Here is a 15,897-nt window from a genome sequence, read left to right as displayed (position 1 = left end):
ACTCGCGATGGTGCCCGGGGCACTACTGAGGGTTACGCGTCCCGCACCGCACTGCCCATGCGGCGGCGGAACAGCAGGTCGTGCACCATGTGGCCCTTGTCCAGGCCCTGTCCCTCAAAGCGGGTCAGCGGGCGGAACGAAGGACGGGGGGCGTAGCCGCCGTCCTCCTGGGTGTTCTCGAAGTCCGGGTGGGCGGAGAGCACCTCGAGCATCTGCTCGGCGTACGGCTCCCAGTCGGTCGCGCAGTGGAGAACCGCGCCGGGCTTCAGGCACCGCGCGGCGAGGGTGAGGAACTCGGGCTGGATCAGCCGCCGCTTGTGGTGGCGCTTCTTGGGCCAGGGGTCGGGGAAGTAGACGCGCAGCCCGTCGAGCGAGCGGGGCGCGAGCATCTCCCGGAGCAGGATGATCGCGTCACCGTTGGCGACCCGGATGTTGGACAGTCCGTGCCGCTCCGCGAGACCGAGCAGATTGCCCTGCCCGGGGGTGTGCACATCCACGGCGAGAATCCCGGTGCCGGGGTCCTCGGCGGCCATCAGCGCGGTGGCCTCGCCCATCCCGAACCCGATCTCGAGGACGACGGGCAGATGGCCGAACATCTCGTCGAGGTCGAGGACGCGCAGCCCGTCGATGTCCATGCCCCAGACCGGCCACAGCCTTTCCAGCGCATCGGCCTGCCCGACGGTGACGCGGCTTCGGCGCGGCTGGAAACTGCGAATGCGCCGCTCATGATGCGACCCGGCGGGATCGGCAGCGGGCCCACCGGGGAAGCGGGGCCTGCCCTTGGCACGGATGGGGGGCCGGGGGGCGTCGTCGGGAGCGCGGTTTCGGAACTCAGACACAATGGCCTGATTCTACGGCGGGGGTGGGGGTGACCTTCGCCGGGAGCCGGGAGCCGGGAGCCGGGAGCCGGGAGCCGGGGCTCGGGCCCGGGGCTGGGCGCGGGCCCTCCGTCCCGTGCGGGCGGGGCCGGAGCCCCCGTCACCTCCCCGATCCGACCAGGCGGCCGTCCGCCAACGCCGTCAGGGCTCTGCGTGCCACCTCTCTGCCGATGGGCAGGGAGGCCGTCGCCGCCGGGGACGGCGCGTTCAGCACATGCACCGTCCGTGGTGCCTCGCGGATCAGGAAGTCGTCGGCCAGCGTCCCGTCCCGCAGGACCGCCTGCGCCCGTACGCCCGACGCGGCCGGACGCAGATCGTCCTCCGTCACCGCCGGCAGCAGCCGCCGTACCGCCGTCGCGAACGCGCGCTTCGACAGCGACCGGTGCAGCTCACCCGCGCCGTACCGCCAGTGCCTGCGGGCTATCCGCCACGAACCGGGCCAGCCGAGCGTCCCCGCCAGTTCCAGCGGGCGGACCGCCGACCAGCTGTAGCCCTCGCGGGCCAGCGCCGGTACCGCGTTCGGGCCGACATGGACGGCGCCTTCGACGCCGCGGGTCAGATGGACCCCGAGGAAGGGAAACGCCGGGTCCGGCACCGGGTAGATCAGTCCGCGTACGAGATCGGGGCGGGCCAGCTCGTAGTACTCACCCCGGAAGGGGACGATCCGCATGCCCGGCTCGTCGCCCGCCAGCAGTGCCACCCGGTCGCAGTGCAGCCCCGCGCAGTTCACCAGCACCCTCGCCCGGACCACTGCCCCCGATGCCGTGCGCACCGCGACGCCCCAGGCGCGGCGGTCGACGGCGACGACCTGCTCGTCGTACCGGATGTCCGCGTTGGACGCCGCCGCGAGCTGTGCCGCCACGGCCCCGAAATCGCAGACCCCGGTCGTCCCGACATGGATCGCCGCGAGACCGCGCGCCTCGGGCTCGTACTCCGTGATCTGCGCCGGGCCCAGCTCCCGTACCGGAATGCCGTTCTCGCGGCCGCGCTGGACCAGGGCGTGCAGCCGCGGCAGCTCGTCCCGCCCCGTCGCGACGATCAGCTTTCCGCTGACCTTGTGGTCGATGCCGTACTCCGCGCAGAACTTCACCATCTCCGCCGCGCCGCGCACCGCGAACCGTGCCTTCAGCGATCCAGGCCGGTAGTAGATCCCGCTGTGGATCACCCCGCTGTTCCGCCCGGTCTGGTGCCTGGCCGGGCCCGGTTCCTTCTCCAGGACCGTCACCCGGGTCCCGGGAGCCGCGCGCGTCAGCGCATACGCCGTCGACAGGCCGACGATCCCGCCGCCGATCACCAGCACGTCACAGTCGAAGCCCTGCCCGTGGACCTGTCCGTGATCATGCCCGTGTGCCTGCCCGAAGCCCTGCCCGGACGCCGTCACCGCGTCACCTCCCACCCCGATAGTGCACTGGCCCACTGACAACGGCCTTAAACCAGCTGAACCACGAGGTTTGTGCCCTATGCCGGAGCGACCAGCAGCGGCCTGGCCCGCTCCCGCAGCTCCACGACCCGCGGCTCATCGCCGTACGGCTCGAGACGGTGCAGCAGATCGCGTACGTACTCCGTGGTCCGCGCCGAGGAGATCCGCCCCGCGACCTCCACCGCGCGCGTGCCCGCCGCGCACGCCGCGTCCAGATTCCCGGACTCCAGCTCGGCCACCGCCGACACGACGAGCCGCAGCCCGTGGGACCGTACGAACTCCTCCGTCGGCCGCGACAGCGCCTGCTCGGTGAAGCGGCGCACCTGGCGCGGCGCCTTCAGATCGCGGTAGCACTCCGCGGCGTCCGCGGCGAACCGGTCGTACGAGTAGAAGCCCAGCCACGTCGGGTCGGCATCGCCCGCCCGTGAGCGCTCCAGCCAGCCCTCCGCCGCCTTCAGCGCACCTCCCGCCGCCACCGCGTCGCTCGCCTTCGCGTGCGCCCGCGCCTCCACCAGCCGGAAGAAGCTCATCGTGCGGGCGGTGGCGAGGCCGCGATTGCGCTCGAGCGCCGCCTGTGCGAGATCCACACCTTCGTCCGCGAATCCCCGGTACGTCGCCTGCAGCGACATCGAAGCCAGCACATAGCCGCCCAACGGAACATCCGCGGCCGCGCGGGCCAGTCGCAGCGCCTGGATGTAGTACCGCTGCGCCGCCTCCTGCTGCCCGGTGTCGAAGGCCATCCACCCGGCCAGCCGGGTCAGCTCGGCGGCCGCGCCGAACAGCGCCCGGCCCACTTCGTCCGAATACGAGCCGAGGAGCAGCGGAGCCGCGTCCACCCGCAGACACTCCGGCACCATCGACGAACGCCAGTCCCCGCCGCCGTACTTGGAGTCCCAGCGCCGCGCGTCCTCCGCCGCCTCCCGCAGCTTGGCCACATCGCTGTGACCCACGCGGGCGGGAGTGTCTTCGGCGGTGTCCACCGATACGGACCGCTCCACCGAGGAGTCCGCGGGCGTTATCAGCCAGCGGGACGCGGGCGTCGCGTAAGCGCTCACTGCGAAAGAACCGGCCAGCGACTGCCAGATGCCGCCGCTGCCCGCCCGCCGGCCCGCCAGATCGAGGCGGTAGAGCTCGGTGGCTGATTTCACCGCCTCGCCCACATCCCGCGGGAAGGCCAGCCCGACCTCGGGGGCCGGATCGGCGTCCGCAAGACCGATCTCGTGCAGCGGCACCGGACGCCCGAGCTTGGCGCCGATGGCGGCCGCGATGAGATGGGGCGCGGCACCCTGCGGCACCATGCCCTTCGACACCCACCTCGCCACGGACGTCTTGTCGTAGCGAAGGGTCAGACCGCGCTGCGCGCCGAGGTCGTTGACCCGCCGGGCGAGGCCGGCGTTGCTGATTCCCGCGAGGGCGAGAACGGTGCCGAGTTTGTCGTTCGGCCCGCGTTGCTCCCTGGACATGCGCCACCCCTCGACACACAGACGGCCGCCGCGTCGCTGCCTGGGCGCACGGCATTCGTGCTGTGTCCTCCCCTGGTGGGCAGCTCCCGACAGCTCTGGGATACCGGCTGCAAAAGCTCCTGGCCGAACCCTTCGGAATATGCGCCCCTGGGGAGAACATCAGTAAACACAGCGTAGTTCGCCGCATCCCGACCGTTAAGAGGCGGTCTTCCGTATGGCGAGATTGTTGTGCGTTGGAGCAGACGATCGGCGGATGGCGCCTCGTCGTCGTGCTCCGGGCGTGTGGCTGTGCGCCCGTCCGTGCGCTCTGGCCCCGCTGGTGGGGGAGCGCTTCCATGAGTGCTGCGTGGGTCGGCCCACTGCGTATCGGAACCAGTGGGCTGGGGGACACCGCCGCCTCAATCCCCGCGGGCGGCGGACGGGTCCGGGGGGCGAACAGCGCCTCCCGGACTGTCGTATGCACGGGTGGGGCACACATGTGCGGCACGGAGAATGGCTGAATGCAGTCGGTCCCGCCTGTCTGTTTTGTCCCCATGTGAGCGCTGGTCGCTCGCCGCTTCCCTTCCCGACCGTCGTCAAATCGCCAATGCCAGGGGCGCGTTCACTTTTTGCGCGCGCTACCCGGAGCCCCTCCTGTGCGCCGCCTTCGTGGCAGCATGTTCCCGAACGGCTGAGGCCCGAGCGGTTATGGCCCGGTGGTCCGAGGTCCGGTGGGTCTGGGTTTGTCCACAGCCTGTGGAGGCGGCATGCGGTGGTTGGTGGGCTGGAGCAGTATTGCCGCAAACTTCGGTACGGCCGGGGCCGTCGGCACGTCCGACGACAGCCGTACCGTCCACCCCGTCGGTGCCCAACTCCTGTGGGGAGACCCGGATCCGCTCTGGGCGGTCGGTGACTGGCGACCCGACGAGGTGCGCGTCGTCACTGTCGACTCCTTCACCAAGCTCGCCGTCCTCGGTTGCTGCGCGGCCAGTAACGAGGAGCTGAAAGTGGGTCTCTTCGCGGCGCGCGGCGGGGCACTGCGGCATCTGACCGCCTGGGCCGGCAGCTACACCGCCGTCGTACAGGTCGGCCGCCGGATCACGATCGCCGGAGACCTGGCCGGGGCGAGACCCGTCTTCTACACGCCGTGGGCGAGCGGCACCGCGTACGCCACCGCCGCGCTCCCGCTCGCCGACCTCATCGAAGCACAGCTGGACATCGGGCACTTGGCGGCGCTGCTCGCCTGTCCGGAGACACCGGAGGCGCTGCGCGACTCGACTCCGTACGACGGGGTGAAGCGCATCCCGCCGGGGCACGCGCTGATTCTGCGCGAGGGCTCGCGCGAGATCACCGGGTACGAGCCGGTGGCGTCCCTCGCCGTCGCCGGGCCGCAGATCGAGGCGGAGCGTGCCATCGACGGGGTACGCGACGCACTGATCGAGGCGGTACGGGCCAGACTCACCGCGCCACGGCACGCGCCCGAGACGCTGCCGCCGGATCCCGGCCCCGTGCCGGGGATGGGCCCGGCGGAGCGGCGGGCCGCGCGGAACGGCCGGTCCGGGCCGGCGCCGGGGATCGGCGCGGACCTGTCGGGCGGCAGCGCGTCCGGCACGCTGGCGCTGCTGGCCGCGGGGCTGCCCGGCGTACCGGGCACGGTCCTCGGCCATGGGACGGGCGCGGGCGAGCGGCTGCTGGCGGTCACCTTCAACGACCTGGCCACGGGCGGCCGCGAGGAAGAACTGGAACGGGCGCGGGCAATCGCCTCCAACCCGCGGCTGCACCATGTGGTGGTCGCGGCGGAGGAGGAGGGGCTGCCGTACGCCGGCCTGGACGCCGGGCCTTTGACGGACGAGCCGGCTCCGTCGCTGATCGCCGCGGAACGCCACCGCGGCCGGCTGTCCGCGGGCAGCGCGGACCACTTCACGGGGGCCGGCGCGCGGCAGGTGCTGGACGCGCATCCGGCGCGCCTCGCGGACCTGCTGCTGGACCGGCGGCGGCGTCATCTGGTGCGTCCGGTCACGGCGTTGGCGCGGGCCGAGGGTTCGCCGCAGTCGCTGTTCATCCCGCTGACGGTGTACCGGGCGGCGCGGCGTCTCGCCCGTACGCCGTACCGCACCGGCCTGGAGACGGCGGCGGACCGGCTGCTGGAGGCGAACCGGGCCGGCCGCGCCCCCTCGAACGGTCCGCTGGGCGCGTCCCTCGCCGCCCTGACCTGGTCGAGACCGGGTCCTGCGGCGCGCTGGCTGACGGGCGAGGCGCTTGCCGAAGTATCGGTTCGTCTGATGGAGGGGGCGACGCGGCCGACGTCCGTGCAGCGCCCCGGGGAGGCCCGGGCACGTGCGGCGCTGACCCGTCACGCGTCGGACCAGCGGATCCTGGAGCAGGCGGCGGAGGTCCGCAGCCAGCGGCTGCACGCCCCGTTCCTCGACAATCAGGTCGTACGGGCCTGCCGCGACCTCCCCGAATCGCTGCGGGTCAGGCCGGGCGCCCGCGCGGCGATCCTCCGCGCGGTGCTGGCGGGCGCGGGCATCCACGAGCTGCCGGCGGGCTGGGGCGCGACGACCCACGCCTCGTCGACGGCGGCGGCGCGGAAGGGCCTGCGGGTGTCCCTCCCGCACCTGATCTCCCTATTCGACGCGCCATTGCTGGCGGACGCGGGCCTGGTCGAGGCCCGGGTGGTCCGCAAGGCCCTGCGCGCGGCATCGGAGGGCGAATCCGTGCCGCTGGACGGGCTGGCCGACCTGATCTCGACGGAGCTGTGGCTGCGGAGGCTGCTCTCGCGGAGGGGCACGTGCTGGACGGGCGCCGCGGCGCCACGCCAGAGGGCGGTGGCGGGAGGGGTCCCGCCGAGGCCGACGCTGCGGTCGTAGAGGACGGGCCGCCGCCGCCGGCTGAGCGGGTTCGGGGTGCCTGGCCTTGTGTTGGGTGGTCGCTTCGGATGGGCGTCTGTGGGTGGGTGTTTCGGTGTGCCCGGTCCAGTCCGGCCGGCCGCGCCCGGGGTCCTCGCCCGGGTGTCCGGTCGTGCCGCGGTGACCGTTCGGGGGCCGCGGGAGCCGGAATTGGTCAGCGGCAGCTGATCTGCGAGCGGGCCCAGTCCCCGAGCGCCACCGAGTCCAACGGCGTGTGCGGATGCACGACCAGCCGGATCGTCCTCTGCCCGGTGATCGGCAGATGCACCGGTACGGCCGCGTCCCCGCCGCGCATCACCGGGGACCGCCACAGCCGCCCGCCGTCGCCGTACACCGAGAAGCGCACCGCCCCCCGGCCCAGGGTCAGATCGTCGATGCCGACCACCGCGTCATAGGCGCTGCACCGGCGGTTGAGGTCGATGGTGACGGAGGACTCGGCATGCACGGTCACCCCGTGTCCGTAACGCGTGCCGCCGATCGACATGCCCCACCGCTGCCAGAGCCAGCTGCTCTCGCCGAGCCGCACCTCGGGCGCGGCGTGGTCGCCGAATACGCCGTACTCCAGCTGGTTGACCTGGTACACCCGCGGGGGCGGGGGCGGCGGAGTGGGCCTGGGCCTCGGTGCGGGCGTGGGAGCGGGCGGCTCCGGGTCCCCGGGCTCGGAAGGAATCGGCGGCAGCTTCGGGTTCGGCCTCGTCGTGGACTTCGTCGTGGGCAAGGGAGGTGCCGGTTTCGGGGACCGCCTGTCCGGCGGCGCGGACTGCTCGGCCACGGCCGGGGCCGGGGGCTTCCGCTTCGGTAACGGGGTGGGCCTCAGCGGTACGACGGGCTCCGCGGCCGGGGGCTTCGCCTCGGGCTTCGGGGCGGGTGTCGGACCACCGGCAAGGGCCAACACCAGTCCGGTGACCGCCGCTACGGCCACCGTCGCCGCGATACCCGCCTTCGCCGGGGCGCCGAGCCCTTCCGACGCCGCGGCCCCACCACCCGCGCCCCCGGAGGCACCCGCGCCCCCCGAGGCACCCGCACTGCCTGTGCCGGCGGTGACAGCTCCCGCTCCCGCCCCCGCCGCGGCACCGCCGGCCACGATCCCGGCGGCCTTGAGCGAGTACCCGGTGGCGAACCAGCCGATGACCGCGACCGGAAGAAGCGCCGGAATACCGGCGTTGACATGCGCCAGCTCGCCCGCCGCGAGCCGGCATTTGGCGCACTCCTCCAAGTGCTTGCGCAGTCCGAGCTGGGCCCGTGTCCGCAGACCCCCGCGGGAGTACGCCCCCAGCCGGTCGGCGTACCGGGCGCAGTCGCCGCCCGAGGTGAGAGCGGAACTCACATGGGCCTGCAGATACGCCTGCTTGAGACCCTCGCGCGCCCGGCCGGCCAGTACCGCCGTGGCATTGGCGGTCAGCCCGAAGAGCGGCGCGACCTCACTCGGCGACTCCTCCTCGACGGTGGTGTGCCAGAGCACCGCCTGCCAGCGCTCGGGCAGCGAGCGGAAGGCCTGCAGGGCCAGCGACTGCTCGGCCTCGTGCATCGCCCGCACATCGGCGCCGGGATCGAGGGTGCCGTCGCTCAGCGCGGCGGAGCCACCGGCGGCCTCTGCGGCGAACACCGCGAAGTCATCGACCAGTTGCTCCCGGCGTGCCGTTTTCGTCCAGGCCGCGGCCACCCGCCGGACCGTCGTGAGCAGATACGCCCGTATGGCCTGCTCGGGCCCGGCACCCGCGCGCACCGCCTGCAGCGTCCGCGCGAACACCTCGGCCGTCAGATCGTCGGCGGTGTGCGCGTCCCGGCAGCAGGTGCGCGCGTACCGGCGGACGGCGCTGGAGTGGCGGTGGAACAGTTCCGCATAGGCGCTGTCGTCGCCCTCGCGCATACGCCGGATCAACTCGGCGTCGGACAGCGGTAGTTCGCGGGGAGGCCGCGGTACGGATTCGAGCCCGGCGCCCTCGCGCTGCGCCGGTACGGTGCACTCCTGCGGGCCACCCGCGGCAACGCCGGGCGCTCCGGCGGGACCGGAAGGCCTTCCGGTCCCGGCAGGCCTGCCAGGACCGGGCGCCCCCGAAGACCCACCGGGCCCGGCCTGGCTCGGCACCTGCCGAGAGGGCAGACCGGTCGAATCCGAACCGCCCGTACCGCCGCGTGACTCGTCCCGACCGTCACCGCTCATCGCGGAAGCCCCCATAAGCACCCTCGGACCCCAACACCGGGCAAGAGTGCCACAGGGCGGCCGTTCATCGAACCCTTATGTCCGGCAACCACTCATCCGGGGAACTTTCCGAATCCGGGCACCGTCCATCACGCGTTCGATGAAGGCTCAACTGACAGCATGCGGGAGTCAGTTGATGACGTATCGGCCGAAGCAGATCGGCGCCGATCAGACCGACCGCGACCGCAACCCCTCCAGCAGAATGTCCAGCAGCCGGGTCGAGGCCGCCGCCTGCTGCGCCGCGTCCGGCAGCGCCGGAGCGGCCGTGGCTATCACGAGCAGGACGTCCGCCACGGTTACATCGCCACGCAGCTCACCCGCCGCCCGCGCCCGGTCGACCAGTTGCCCCACGACATCCAGCAGTTCCGTGGCGGCCGTGTCGTCGTGCTCCTCGGCCGCCACCGGAGGCGGCCCGACCACCCGCAGCTCGGCCTGTGCGCCGACCCGCTGGTGCGGTACCCGTGCCTCGCCCGGTGCGACGGCCACCGGCTCCTCGGCGTCCACGCCCACCCGCAGCACCTGCGGCGGCAGCAGCCGGCCCGCACCTGATGCCACCGATGTACGCAGGAACCGGGAGAGCGCGGACCACGGCTCCTCCTCCTGCCCCAGAGCCGTACGCGCCTGCTCGGTCAGCCGGGAGGTCTCCTCCTCGGCTATCCGGCGCACCAGTACGTCCTTGCTCGGGAAGCGCCGGTAAACAGTCCCGACTCCGACTCTGGCCCGGCGCGCCACGTCCTCCATCGGCGCCCCGTAGCCCAGCTCGCCGAACACCTCGCGAGCCGCCCGCAGTACATGCTCGAGATTGCGCTGTGCGTCCACACGAAGCGGCGCCGAGCGGCTGGCCCCGCCCGATCCCACTCGTGTCATACCGCCGTCGCCACTGTGCCCGTCCGCGACCGAAGCCGGTGAGACAGCAGCCTGCCAATGCGAATCTTGAATGGTCATACACGTTCCCCCGGTCATGGTGTCTCCCCCCGGAGACTTCCCCGCCCTGTCTGCCGGGCGTGCCACGACCGGACACCCCGACGAGGTATGAACATAGTTGAGCCAGGGTCAATTCAGAAGGGGGTAGTTCCGCACGGAGCGCCCCCCGATCGGAGCAAGGGCCGGAAGATTCCCTATTACGCCCCCCTGCGCCACCCCCCTTGCACCCCCTGACCTGCGAACCTTCCCCAACATCAGGTGGTTGGCCCCCGCCGGGCCGCCGAAGGCCTCCGGTCACACAATTTGCCGGTGCTGTGGACAAACGCCTGAGGCCGTTGCGTCATGGGATGGTGAAGGCTGCTAATTTCCGGGGGACGACCCCCGGCCCCCCGCCGGGCACGCGCATTCTCGTCATCGGCGGCGGCTACGTCGGGTTGTATACAGCGCTGCGCCTCCAGAAGAAACTCAAGCAGGAGCTGGACCGTGGCGAGGCGGAGATCCTGGTGGTCGCGCCCGACCCCTATATGACGTATCAGCCCTTCCTCCCGGAAGCGGCCGCCGGTTCCATCTCCCCACGCCATGTGGTGGTCCCTCTCCGCCTCGTGCTCGGCAGATGCAGGATCCTCATCGGTGAGGCGAAGGCCGTCGACCACGCCAAGCGCACCGCGACCGTCACCACTCTCGCCACCGCCGAAGAGGGCACGGGCCCCGTGCAGATCGCGTACGACGAACTCGTCCTCGCACCCGGCTCCATCTCCCGGACCCTCCCGATCCCCGGTCTCGCCGACTACGGCATCGGCTTCAAGACCGTCGAGGAAGCCATCGGCCTGCGCAACCACGTCATCGAGCAGATGGACATCGCGTCCTCCACCCGCGACCCGGCGATCCGCGACGCCGCCCTCACCTTCGTCTTCGTCGGCGGCGGCTATGCCGGCGTCGAAGCTCTCGGCGAGCTGGAGGACATGGCCCGGTACGCCACGCGCTACTACCACAACGTCAAGCCCGAGGACCTGAAATGGATCCTCGTCGAGGCCAGCAACCGCATCCTCCCCGAGGTCGGCGAGGCGATGGGCAAGTACGCCATCCGCGAGCTGCGTGCGCGCAATATCGACGTACGCCTCGAGACCCGGCTGGACTCCTGCGAGGACCGCGTGGCCGTCCTCAGCGACGGCAGCCGCTTCCCTACGCGCACCGTGGTGTGGACGGCGGGCGTCAAGCCGGCGCCCGTCCTCGCCGCCACCGACCTGCCGCTCAATGAGCACGGCCGCCTCAACTGCACCGCCCGGCTCTCCGTCGCCGGTGTCGAGCACGCCTGGTCGGCCGGTGACGCCGCGGCCGTCCCCGACCTCACTTCCGACGAGCCCGGCAAGGAGTGCGCGCCCAACGCCCAGCACGCGGTGCGCCAGACCTCGGTGCTCGCCGAGAACATCGTCGCGTCGCTGCGCGGCGAACCCCTCAAGGAATACGTACACAAGTACGTCGGATCCGTCGCCTCCCTCGGCCTCCACAGGGGCGTCGCCCATGTCTACGGCCGTAAGCTCAAGGGCTATCCCGCCTGGCTGATGCACCGCGCCTACCACCTCAGCCGGGTTCCCACCCTCAACCGCAAGGCCCGCGTGCTCGCCGAGTGGACCCTCTCCGGGCTCTTCAAGCGCGAGATCGTCTCCCTCGGCTCGCTGGAACACCCGCGTGCCGAATTCGAACTCGCCGCGGGCGGCAGACGCCCGGGACACGGCCCCCATGGCGCACCGAGGAACGGGCCGCACAGCGGCCCCGGAGGGACCTAGTCGAGGCTGGGACAGCGACGACTGTCAGTCCGGTCGGTCACACTGGACGTGTGACCATAGGTGGGCTCACACCTGCACAGAGTGACCCTTGGCGACAACCATTGAGGCTAGAAAGTCAGTGAACTTCACGCGTTGGAGCCAGCGGCTCCCCGGTACGCAGCGTCGCGCCGAAGCGCGGGGGACCGACCACGCGGTCTCCCCGGTACAGCGAGGGGAAGGCTCGGTTCCGGCGGCCCGCGGCGAGTACGAGCAGCAGCCGGAGCCCCTGCCCGACGTCCCCGCCCTCGAGGACTTCTCCGTCCAGGAGATCCTCGGCCGTCTTCCCGCCCTGGTCGTCCTCGTGTACGGGCCCGAGCACCGCATCGCGTACGTCAACGACGCCTACGCCGCGGCCTTCGGCCCCCGCCCGGTCGGCGCGACCGCCGCCGACACCTGCCCCGAGCTCACCGAACTGGGCCTGCTCCCGCTCATGGACCAGGTGCTGCGCAGCGGCACGCCCCGTACGGTCAAGTCCCGCAAGGTCCGCGGCGGAGGCTCGTACACCGTCAGCTGCCTGCCCGCCGAGAACCTCAAGGACGGCGGGGGAGTTCTCGTCTTCGCCGCCGACGTCACCGACCACGCGGAAGCCGCCGAACGGCTGCGCGCCAGCGAGCGGCGCCACCGCGAGACCGCCGTCACCCTCCAACGGTCCCTGCTCCCGCAGGAGCTGGAACAGCCCGACGATCTGTGCATCGCCGCCACATACCAGCCGGGCGGTACGGACGCCGCGGTCGGCGGCGACTGGTACGACGTGATCACCCTCGGGGCCGGCCGCACCGCGCTCGTCATCGGCGACGTCATGGGCCGCGGTGTGCGCGCGGCCGCCGTGATGGGACAGCTCCGCACCGCCGTACGGGCGTACGCGCGCCTCGACCTGCCTCCGCACGAGGTGCTCCAGCTGCTCGACGGCCTCGCCGCCGAGATCGACGCCAGCCAGATCGCCACCTGCGTCTACGCCGTCCACGACCCCAACGAAGGACGGCTCGTCTACGCCTCGGCGGGCCACCTCCCGGTCATGGTCCGCGACGAGGACGGCACGGTGCGCCGCGCCGAGGATCCAACAGGCCCCCCGCTCGGCACCGGCGGCTGGCTGCACACCTCGGGCACCATCGCCCTGCCGCCCGGCTCCAGCGCCGTCCTCTATACGGACGGTCTGATCGAGCGGCGCGGCGAGGACATCGACGAGGGCGTCGCCGCGCTCGAGCGCGCGCTCTCAGGGGCGACCGGCACCCCGCAGGTCGTCTGCGACCGGCTGATCCGCTCCCTGGGAGTCACCGCCGAACACGACGACGACGTGGCCGTACTGGTCGTCCAGCACCCCACGCGTACGGGTCCGGCGGCCGAGCTCTTCCACAACGCCGCCCTCGAACTGCTCGGCGGCGTCGAGGCGGCCCCGCGCGCCCGCGCCTTCGCCTCCGGAGTGCTGGCCTCCTGGCGCTTCTCGTCCGAGCTCCATGATCTGGGCGTACTGGCCGCCAGCGAACTGGTCGCCAACTCCCTCCAGCACGGCACCCCGCCCATGCGTCTCAGACTCCGCCGCACCGACCGCCGCCTGATCATCGAGGTGACGGACGGCGACGACCATCTGCCGCGCCGCCGCCGCGCGGAAACGGAGGACGAGGCGGGCCGCGGGATTTCCATCGTCGCGACGATCGCCTCGTCGTGGGGAAGCCGCCGCACTCCGGGCGGCGGCAAAGCGGTCTGGTGCGAGTTCGCCCTTCCCGCCTAGCCGGTGGACGGCCTGGGCCGACCGTTCGGCTAGGCGGCCGCCGCCTCCAGCTGCTCGGACGGCCTGTGCTGAGCCACCACGCGCGACTTCGAGGCGAGATGGGGCCGGTTCTGGGCGGGCGTGAGCTGCTTGCCCAGCCGCAGTGCCAGCACGGTGATGCCGAGTGAGAAGAGCACGAAGGTCACGATGTACGGCCCGTGCAGCGCGGCTCCCATCGGCCCGCCCACGGCCGGACCGACCGCCAGAGCGAGCTGCTTGACCAGCGCGAAAGCGGCGTTGTACTGCCCGACCATCGACTCCGGTGCCAGATCGGCGACCAGCGGCGCGACCGTCGGCGACAGCATCGCCTCACCGAGCCCGAACAGGCCGTACGCGGAGATGAACGCGGCCGTCGCCACCGCCTGGCTGCCCTGCCCGAGCCCCGCGTATCCCGCCGCGATCCAGGCGATGGCCCAGATCAGTCCGACGGCAGCGATCACCAGGCTGCGCCTGCGCCGCTCAACGAACTTCAGCACCACGAACTGCGCGACCACGATCACCGCGGTGTTGGCGGCCAGCGCCGTCCCCAGGGTCGCGGGCTCGATCCCGGCAGCCTCGGTGCCGTACGCGGCGAGGCCCGACTCGAACTGTCCGTAGCAGGCGAAGAAGAGGACAAACCCGAGCACGCACAGCTGCACCATGGCACGGTGGCCGAGCAGCGCCCGTATCCCGCCCCTGGCCTTGGCCTCGGTGTTCTCGGGCCGCGGCTCCTGGATCGAGAACGAGCGCGGCAGCCGCACACTGAGCACGATCCCCGCGAGCACCAGGAACATCACGGCCTCGATGCCGAACAGCAGGGTGAAGCTGCCCGGCCGGCTCTCGTCGACGATGTGCCCGCCGATCAAGCCGCCGATGCCGAGCCCCAGGTTCTGCAGAAAGAACTGCATGGCGAAGGCGCGCGTACGGGACGAGGGGTTCGAGCACCACACGATCATCGTCGCCAGCGCCGGCTGCATCACGGCCGTACCGGCGCCCAGAAGGGCGGCGGAGAGCACGACGGTCGGCACGCTGTTCGCCAGCCCCATGCTCGCCGAGCCGGCGGAGGCCAGCAGCGCGGCCCCCATCAGTACGGGCAGCGGTCCGCGCCGGTCGATGATCCGCCCGGTGAAGGGCAGGGCGACGAGCGCGGCCATCGCGAAGACCGCGAGGACGGCACCGGCCGTCGCCGCGCCCAGATCCCGCACCTGTGCCACGTAGACGTACAGATACGGAACCGTGAAGCCGAGTCCGAACGCGCTCAGCGCGTTCCCCGCCTGAATCCGGCGCATCGCTGCGCCCGCCGCCCTGGTCACACTCACCCACTCATGGTCTCGAAGGACTGAAGCTCGAAGACTTCAATACTAAAGTTAGAACGTCAACAATACACATGGAAGGACTTCGACGCCAACGGGCTCCATGCGATACTTCGGCCCATGCCTACCGCGACCCCTGAGGGCCCCGAGTCGTCCGGCTCCGATCTCCAGGAGCCCAGCCTCGACGAGCAGATCGCCGCCTACCAGCGAGAGTTCGGCGACCTGGATCCCCAGGTCGAGAAGGTCGTCTCGGCACTCGGCCGGCTCAACCGCAGGATGAACGTGGCGTACGGCCGCCAGGTCGCCACGCTCGGCATCAGCAACGCCGAGTGGGAAGTCCTGAAGACCCTGGTGCTCGCGGGCTCCCCGTACCGGACGGGCCCGGGCGAGCTCGCCAAGCGGCTCGGTCTCACTCCGGCCGCGATGACCCACCGCATCGACCGCATGGCGGCCGACGGCCTGGTCACGCGCGACCGCGACGAGAACAACCGGGTGCGGGTCATCGTGGAACTGACGGACGAGGGCCGTACGAAGTGGCTCGAGGCGATGCGCATGGCGACGCACTTCGAGGAGGACCTGCTCCAGGACCTCTCGGCGGACGAGCGGGGTGTGCTCGGCGAGCTCCTGATCCGTGTCCTGCGCCGCGTGGAGCATGCCCAGCCGGACGCCGGCGGCCGCCTCACCGACCTGGACTAGGACCGAGGTGAACGGCGGGTGGGTCGGAGTTGACGCACCCTTCACCGGCGCGTAAGATTTTTCGAGTTGTCACGGAGCCGGAACGGTTCTGCGACAGCCACTCCCGCCGCAACTGCGGCAACCAAACTCAGCACGATCTCCCGCCGGGAATGAATTTTGGCATGCCGAAATTCATTTCGAAGACTCGATTATGAGTCGCCTGAGGAATCCGCTAGGGTTTGGGCGTCGGAACGGCCCAACAGCCGGAAAGACAAATCCCGCTGACTGGGAATCAGGCCCGAAAGGATCTGATAGAGTCGGAACCGCCGGAAAGCCGAAAGGCTGGAAAGCGAAACCCCGCTCCGACGGGGAATCGGACACGAAAGAGTCTGATAGAGTCGGAAACGCAAGACCGAAGGGAAGCGCCCGGAGGAAAGCCTCGGACAGTGTCCGTGGGTGAGTACAAAGGAAGCGTCCGTTCCTTGAGAACTCAACAGCGTGCCAAAAGTCAACGCCAGATATGTTGATACCCCGGCCTGTTTCGGCAGGTTCGAGGTTCC

10 protein-coding genes are annotated in these 15,897 nt (G+C 71.4%); 4 read left to right on the top strand and 6 right to left on the bottom strand.

The window, feature by feature from the left end:
• Nucleotides 1-32 precede the first annotated feature (32 nt).
• From trmB to ACWDZ6_RS03235, 3 genes are all read right to left on the bottom strand, one after another.
• Nucleotides 33-839, bottom strand: a complete 807-nt coding sequence (gene trmB / locus ACWDZ6_RS03245) for a tRNA (guanosine(46)-N7)-methyltransferase TrmB (protein WP_451501485.1) — start codon at nt 837-839, stop codon at nt 33-35.
• A gap of 139 nt (nt 840-978) precedes the next feature.
• Nucleotides 979-2,178, bottom strand: a complete 1,200-nt coding sequence (lhgO, locus tag ACWDZ6_RS03240) for an L-2-hydroxyglutarate oxidase (RefSeq protein ID WP_451501900.1) — start codon at nt 2,176-2,178, stop codon at nt 979-981.
• A gap of 158 nt (nt 2,179-2,336) precedes the next feature.
• On the bottom strand, nt 2,337-3,761 hold the full coding sequence (locus tag ACWDZ6_RS03235) for an MFS transporter (protein ID WP_326650915.1): 1,425 nt from the start codon (nt 3,759-3,761) through the stop codon (nt 2,337-2,339).
• Between the two features lie 746 nt (nt 3,762-4,507).
• Between ACWDZ6_RS03235 and ACWDZ6_RS03230 the strand changes: the two genes are divergently transcribed.
• Entirely contained in the window at nt 4,508-6,610 is a 2,103-nt protein-coding gene (locus ACWDZ6_RS03230; protein WP_451501484.1) for an asparagine synthase-related protein, read from the top strand.
• A 193-nt stretch (nt 6,611-6,803) separates the two neighbouring features.
• Here the strand turns inward: ACWDZ6_RS03230 and ACWDZ6_RS03225 are convergent, their stop codons facing one another.
• Together ACWDZ6_RS03225 and ACWDZ6_RS03220 are read right to left on the bottom strand one after the other, a co-directional pair.
• Complete coding sequence (locus ACWDZ6_RS03225) at nt 6,804-8,813, bottom strand: sigma-70 family RNA polymerase sigma factor (RefSeq protein WP_451501483.1); 2,010 nt, start codon at nt 8,811-8,813, stop codon at nt 6,804-6,806.
• A 207-nt stretch (nt 8,814-9,020) separates the two neighbouring features.
• Nucleotides 9,021-9,797, bottom strand: coding sequence for a TetR/AcrR family transcriptional regulator (locus ACWDZ6_RS03220; RefSeq protein ID WP_451501482.1), 777 nt, complete (start codon nt 9,795-9,797; stop codon nt 9,021-9,023).
• 326 nt (nt 9,798-10,123) lie between these two features.
• Here ACWDZ6_RS03220 and ACWDZ6_RS03215 point away from each other — a divergent pair, with 326 nt between their 5' ends.
• Nucleotides 10,124-11,563: an NAD(P)/FAD-dependent oxidoreductase gene (locus tag ACWDZ6_RS03215; RefSeq protein ID WP_451501481.1), complete on the top strand. Its 1,440-nt coding sequence runs from the start codon at nt 10,124-10,126 to the stop codon at nt 11,561-11,563.
• Nucleotides 11,564-11,681: 118 nt separating this feature from the next.
• Entirely contained in the window at nt 11,682-13,331 is a 1,650-nt protein-coding gene (locus ACWDZ6_RS03210) for an ATP-binding SpoIIE family protein phosphatase (RefSeq protein ID WP_451501480.1), read from the top strand.
• A gap of 29 nt (nt 13,332-13,360) precedes the next feature.
• On the opposite strand, the gene ACWDZ6_RS03205 is transcribed toward ACWDZ6_RS03210, so the two are convergent.
• Nucleotides 13,361-14,638 carry an MFS transporter gene (locus tag ACWDZ6_RS03205; protein ID WP_451501899.1) on the bottom strand — a complete coding sequence of 426 codons (1,278 nt, stop codon included), beginning with the start codon at nt 14,636-14,638 and terminating at the stop codon, nt 13,361-13,363.
• A 144-nt stretch (nt 14,639-14,782) separates the two neighbouring features.
• On the opposite strand from ACWDZ6_RS03205, the gene ACWDZ6_RS03200 reads away from it, so the two are divergent.
• Nucleotides 14,783-15,358 (top strand): MarR family winged helix-turn-helix transcriptional regulator, encoded by a 576-nt coding sequence (locus ACWDZ6_RS03200; RefSeq protein WP_366733661.1) that lies wholly within the window; start codon nt 14,783-14,785, stop codon nt 15,356-15,358.
• Nucleotides 15,359-15,897: the final 539 nt, after the last annotated feature.

The sequence above is a fragment of the Streptomyces sp. NPDC002926 genome (genome assembly GCF_053591755.1).
Note: the sequence above shows the minus strand (reverse complement) of the source record. Positions and strands in the feature narration are given on the sequence as shown.

Bases quoted from the DNA above. Each gene is read 5' to 3' on its own strand.
- ACWDZ6_RS03235 (WP_326650915.1), bottom strand. From the start codon at position 3,761: ATGTCCAGGGAGCAACGCGGGCCGAACGACAAACTCGGCACCGTTCTC.
- ACWDZ6_RS03230 (WP_451501484.1), top strand. From the start codon at position 4,508: ATGCGGTGGTTGGTGGGCTGGAGCAGTATTGCCGCAAACTTCGGTACG.
- ACWDZ6_RS03225 (WP_451501483.1), bottom strand. From the start codon at position 8,813: ATGAGCGGTGACGGTCGGGACGAGTCACGCGGCGGTACGGGCGGTTCG.
- ACWDZ6_RS03220 (WP_451501482.1), bottom strand. From the start codon at position 9,797: ATGACCATTCAAGATTCGCATTGGCAGGCTGCTGTCTCACCGGCTTCG.
- ACWDZ6_RS03215 (WP_451501481.1), top strand. From the start codon at position 10,124: ATGGTGAAGGCTGCTAATTTCCGGGGGACGACCCCCGGCCCCCCGCCG.
- ACWDZ6_RS03205 (WP_451501899.1), bottom strand. From the start codon at position 14,638: ATGCGCCGGATTCAGGCGGGGAACGCGCTGAGCGCGTTCGGACTCGGC.
- ACWDZ6_RS03200 (WP_366733661.1), top strand. From the start codon at position 14,783: ATGCCTACCGCGACCCCTGAGGGCCCCGAGTCGTCCGGCTCCGATCTC.